The 1,843-nt window shown below is 64.5% G+C and carries 2 protein-coding genes; both read left to right on the top strand.

Annotated features, from left to right (window positions below; genetic code table 11):
• Positions 1 to 463 precede the first annotated feature (463 nt).
• A complete protein-coding gene (locus tag ABT085_RS46110) occupies positions 464 to 988 on the top strand; it encodes an SMI1/KNR4 family protein (protein ID WP_351623166.1) in 525 nt (174 codons plus the stop codon).
• A gap of 363 nt (positions 989 to 1,351) precedes the next feature.
• Positions 1,352 to 1,771, top strand: a complete 420-nt coding sequence (locus tag ABT085_RS46115; RefSeq protein WP_351623168.1) for a hypothetical protein — start codon at positions 1,352 to 1,354, stop codon at positions 1,769 to 1,771.
• Positions 1,772 to 1,843: the final 72 nt, after the last annotated feature.

A 1,843-nucleotide genomic window follows, 5' to 3' on the forward strand; every position in this document is an offset into this window, starting at 1 on the left:
ACTCCCACCCCCAGCGACCGGGAACGACGAGACCAGCCACCACGGTGCCAACAGCATCCCCACACCTCAGGACACGACATTTGGCCAGCAGGATCTTTGGGGAGTCGCCGTCAGGGGATCGGATTACTCAATGGGTGAGTCAAGCTCGAAAGTGCAAGAGCGACTCCTGACCTGGTCTCTGGTCGGGGGTCGTACTGCTGTCCGATCACCGATGAGTGCCCGGTGTTCCCCGCGGGCTCTCGCTGTCTCGGGCGTCGGTGGGGCGCGACACCTTCTGATCCGTAGCTCTAGCCGGATCGGTCAACGACGGTCATACCGGCCGCACCGAGGCCCCGGAGGGACGCTACCCGACAGGGTCGTCTACTGAGGTTGCGGTACGGAGCTGCTGTACAACTGCACCGCGGGCGCTCAGTGGCCTCATGGTGCACCATGAGGCGTCGGTCGGTTCTGCTGGGAGGATCGGATGTCGTCGCTCGACCGCCTCAGGGCGCTCCTGGGTGAGCCGGTGACTTGGGGTTGGGCCAGGCCGCGTCTGTGGACGGCGTCCGAGCAGTACCTGGGGGTCGAACTGCCCTCGGACTACAAAGCGTTCCTTGATCTGTATGGGCCGGGGAGCATCGACGGTTACCTGTCGCTGAGCCGGCCTCTGGAAGCCGACGCCACCGAGTTGGAGCGGTTGTGGTCGCTGGAGGACTGGCGCCGGGCGCGACTCAGTGCCCCGGACCTGTATCCGTATCCCTTCCACCCCGATCCTGGCGGCCTTATCTCCTGGGGTTCGGACGAGCACGGCAGCGAGTACTACTTCCTCGCAATCGAACCGAACCCTGATGAGTGGCGCATCGTCGTCGGCAGCGAGAGCAACAGTTGGTTCGAGACTGCGGGCACCTTTTGCGACTTCCTCGTGCGCTGCTTCGACCGTATCGACCGGCCGCCTTTCATGGACCGCACTTGGCCCACCCCTGATGCCCGCTACCACTCCCATGCCTGATGAGGCGCTCGCATTGGGCATCGTTCGGTAGGCGATCGGCACCCGCTTTCCAAGTCTGTTGGTGCCTTGCTGGGCGGAGTACAGGGCCGTTCACCTGCGTTCATGGGCGGGTGAGCGCTGGGACGCCCCCTACGGATGGTCCTGCCTGAACGGCGATGAACCTCGCTGAATGAGACGGAAACTGAGACGGCTTGGCACACGGCCAGGCCGACTTCGCCTGCTGCAACCTTTTGATCCGTAGCTCTAGAGAGAACGGTCGGTCACGGTCATGTCGGCCGAAGTCGAGCCCATGGCGACCGCTGCCGATCGCGGGCGGGCGCTGGGGTTGCGGTACGTCGCTGCTTTACGGGTAACGTCCCCCTGGTGGATCTCAACCTCATCAAGGATGTCCTCCCCGGCGGGCTGACTCGGCGGGCTCGCACCTTTGTCGCTGTGCACGGCATCAGGGTCGATACCCGGTCTGTCGAGCAGCACAGGCAGTGGTGGCTTGATCGGGGAATCCCAGCGGATGTCGTTGACCGCATGGCGGCCTATCAGGAGCACTGGGGCGGCCTGCTCCTGCCGCCGGCCTCCCAGTACGACGGAGGGCCGAAGTACTTTGACGCTGACTGCCCCGAAGGAACGTCATCCGAGGGCTGGTGGTTCGAGGCCGGCAGACAGCGGACCGCCGTTCCTTACGCATTCATGATCGGCCCGGCCGGTGAGTTCGGGATCCACGCGGACACCTGGGCGCCGTTGCACGCGAGTGTCGAGGGGTGGATCGGAAGATTTCAAGTCCAGTGAGACGGTCGTGACGCTATGAGGTTTGTGGTGTGGACTCCCTGCGCTTGGCCGGGTCGTTGATCCATGCCCGCT

It is taken from the genome of Streptomyces sp. NPDC002265, from assembly GCF_040296125.1.
Taxonomy (GTDB): domain Bacteria; phylum Actinomycetota; class Actinomycetes; order Streptomycetales; family Streptomycetaceae; genus Streptomyces.